Source organism: Flavobacterium sp., assembly GCF_044361015.1.
GTDB lineage: Bacteria > Bacteroidota > Bacteroidia > Flavobacteriales > Flavobacteriaceae > Flavobacterium.
In genome coordinates this window covers 1-3,591 of record NZ_JBIKJL010000101.1, presented here as the reverse complement: position 1 = coordinate 3,591, position 3,591 = coordinate 1, and the positions used below count along the sequence as shown (strand labels likewise).

The 3,591-nt window shown below is 35.8% G+C and carries 3 protein-coding genes; all 3 read right to left on the bottom strand.

Features of this window, described 5'->3' with window-relative positions:
- Positions 1–1,506 (bottom strand): fumarate reductase/succinate dehydrogenase flavoprotein subunit (locus ACIQ2Z_RS12685; RefSeq protein WP_396184536.1); only part of this gene is annotated, 1,506 nt, incomplete at its 3' end.
- An 18-nt stretch (positions 1,507–1,524) separates the two neighbouring features.
- Positions 1,525–2,364, bottom strand: coding sequence for a succinate dehydrogenase cytochrome b subunit (locus ACIQ2Z_RS12680; RefSeq protein WP_396184535.1), 840 nt, complete (start codon positions 2,362–2,364; stop codon positions 1,525–1,527).
- A gap of 156 nt (positions 2,365–2,520) precedes the next feature.
- Entirely contained in the window at positions 2,521–3,402 is an 882-nt protein-coding gene (locus tag ACIQ2Z_RS12675) for a hypothetical protein (RefSeq protein WP_396184534.1), read from the bottom strand.
- Positions 3,403–3,591 lie beyond the last annotated feature (189 nt).

The window sequence follows — 3,591 nt, the reverse complement described above, 5'->3', positions numbered from 1 at the left end:
ATCAGTTGAAATTTTTCCTGTTCTGATTTCGTCTGCTAAATAATTAGAAACGGTATAAGGCAATACGAAATAACCATCGGCTAAACCTTGCATTAACGCAGACGCCCCCAATCTATTGGCGCCATGATCAGAAAAATTAGCTTCTCCAGCTACAAAACAACCCGGAATAGTGGATTGTAAATTATAATCTACCCAAACACCACCCATGGTGTAATGTACAGCAGGATAAATTTTCATTGGCGTTTCATATGGATTCTCGTCAGTAATTTTTTCATACATCGCAAAAAGGTTTCCATATTTTTCTTCCAACCATTGTTTCCCTAATTTCGTTATTTCTTCCTGACTTGGATTGTGATTTCCTTTGGCATAAGCCGACTGTCTTCCTTTTGTTTGTATTTCAGAAGAAAAGTCTAAATATACACCTTCATTGGTATCATTGGCTTCAATACCATGGCCAGCATCACATACTTCTTTTGCTGCTCTTGAAGAAATATCTCGAGGAGCAAGATTTCCATAAGAAGGATATTTTCGTTCTAAGTAATAATCTCTATCTTCTTCTTTTAAGTCAGTAGGTTTTAATTTTCCTTCACGTATAGCTTCTGCATCTTCTTTTTTCTTTGGTACCCAAATACGTCCAGAATTACGAAGCGATTCTGACATCAATGTCAATTTAGCTTGGTTGGTGCCATGAACAGGAATGCACGTTGGATGAATTTGAACAAAACAAGGATTAGCAAACAAAGCACCTCTTTTGTGTACTTTCCAACCTGCCGTTACATTACTTCCCATAGCATTGGTAGAAAGGAAATATACGTTTCCGTAACCACCAGAAGCTATAACCACGGCATGAGCCGAATGTCTTTCTAATTCTCCAGTAACTAAGTTACGAGCAATAATTCCTCGCGCTTTCCCATCAACTTTTACCAAATCTAACATTTCGTGACGGTTGTACATTTTTACACGGCCTAATCCGATTTGTCTTGATAAAGCGGAATAGGCTCCTAATAACAATTGTTGACCCGTTTGACCTGCTGCATAAAACGTACGTTGTACTTGCGTTCCACCGAAGGAACGGTTGTCTAACATCCCACCATATTCGCGAGCAAAAGGTACCCCTTGAGCCACACATTGGTCGATGATGCTTCCTGAAACTTCAGCTAAACGATGCACATTTGCTTCACGAGCACGGTAATCGCCACCTTTAATGGTGTCATAAAAAAGACGGTAAACACTATCGCCATCGTTCTGATAATTTTTAGCGGCATTAATCCCACCTTGAGCCGCAATTGAGTGAGCTCTTCTAGGAGAATCTTGAAAACAAAAAGCACTCACATTATAACCCATTTCTCCAAAAGAAGCAGCAGCAGAAGCACCGGCTAATCCTGTTCCAACGACAATAATGTCGATTTTTGGTCTGTTGTTTGGTGCAACTAATTTTAAATGATTTTTATGGTTTGTCCACTTTTGAGCAACTGGACCTTCTGGTATTTTAGAATCTAACTTCATAATATATTCTGATGTTGATTATTTAGTAAAATGAATGTACAAAGGAATAATAGCAAATAGAAGCGGAACAACCACTGCAAAGGCTCTGCCTATAAATTTTATGATTGGCGTCCAAGTAGGACTAGTTAGCCCTAATGATTGGAAGGCACTTTGAAAACCATGCCATAAATGGAAGGCTAACACCAACATGGAAAGTACATAAAAAAGGGTAAACAACATTCCTTCCGGAACGATACCGGCAACTTTTTTATCACTTTTAAAAAAAGCTATGGTAATAGAATGCAAATCTTTATAGGCATCTCCAATTTTTATATTAAAATTGGTATTATAAAGTTCAGTACGATTTTTTAATTCTGTACCATTAACCGGAGCATAACCACCGTTTGTAGTAATATAATACTCTTCCGGAGTTCCACCTTGTTGGAAAATTTTAACGGTTTGCAAAGGCATTTTTTCATCAAAATGCATTTTTGCCCAAAAATTAATCATGTGTGTGGCAATAAACACTAAAACCAATGATCCAAGAATCCCCATGTTTCTAGAAGCAAAGCTGCTATTGGCAGAAGGATTTGATTTTGCATAACCTACAGGTCGTGCTTTTTTATTTTGGATGGTTAGTAAAAATCCATCAATTGCATGGAATAAAATGGAGATGTAAGTAAGGTAAGAAAGAATTTTTACTGCTGGATTTGAGGTCATAAACAATGCATATTGATTGAATTGCAATTGACTGTCGGGCATTAATAATTGTAAATTCCCAGCCAAGTGACCAACTAAAAACAAGCATAAAAATAAACCCGTAAGAGCCATCCAGTACTTTTTAGCGATAGATGACTTTAAAAATGCAGATTTTGCCATAGTGTTTGTGTTAACTTAATTTTTTAAAAAATAGTACACAAATTTAATGGTATTTGAAGACAACTACAACCTTTTCTGTCTAATTTAAAGTGATTTTAAAGAAGGATTAACAAGTGTTTGACGAACAACTTTTTTTATTATAAAAAATGAAGAATATTATTTAACAAAACTTGAAATTAGACCTCTTAACCCCATATCAACAACATTCTCACCAATGGCAGGTTCAAATTTACCGTCTGTTGTTACTTCCGTCCATTCAAAACTAGCATTTGTAGAGAGCGATAAAGTAATTTCTATGTCTTTAGTTTCATTTCCGGTAATGGTTAAATCAGTTTCAAATTTACCTGTTACAACACAAGATCCTTGAGGAATTGGTGAAGTTTGAAATAGCGGATTTGGAACTGTTGTTGCTCCTGTTGGTGCCTGACCGGAAGTTGCAAAAGGAAAACTATTTAATGCAAAAGCCCAATATCCTTGTGGTCTATTGCCATTGACCGGAAATACATTATTGCCAATACTATGGCTACCAATGTAAGAGTTGTATCCAACAAAGCTGTCTAAAGTACCTGTGTAAGTGGTGCCTTGATTAAAAACTTGGATGTTACCACTTTGGTAAGATAATGAAACTCGCACCCACTCATAAGCTCCGGCTAATTGTGGCGTTATTGGAATTTTTAGGAATACTTCATTTTGTCCTACAATCTTAGCTTGACTGAAATCGATTGCCATTGCTCCACCTAAATCAGTTTCGGGAGCATGATACAAAATTTTTCCTTGTCCTAGAAGTGTATTCATGGAAGGAGACAATTCTAAATAATGAGCACTGATTTTTTGCATATCGGGTGACTGAGCTGCATTTCCTATCGGGATAATTGAAGGTTGTCCTAAATTATTTAAGCGAACCTGATTTTGATCAAACTTGAATTTAATGATTAAACTAGGTTGTTCGGAAGTTTCATTTTCAGTACTGCATGAAAAAATACCTATGCTTGCCAAAATTAGCACCAAAAGTCCGGTAATTTTCAATTGTAATTTCATTTTAATACGTTTTAGTTACATCTTCGTCTATAACGTGCATGAAGTCAGCTTTATTGTATTTGGATATATTTATTTAACTTTCACCTAAAGTTAAGAAAAAAACTTTATTTTTTTACTATTAATTGTGAAATCTAAATTTAAAATTTAAACAAAAAAACTGCCCCGAAAGGCAGTTATGGATTATTGTTT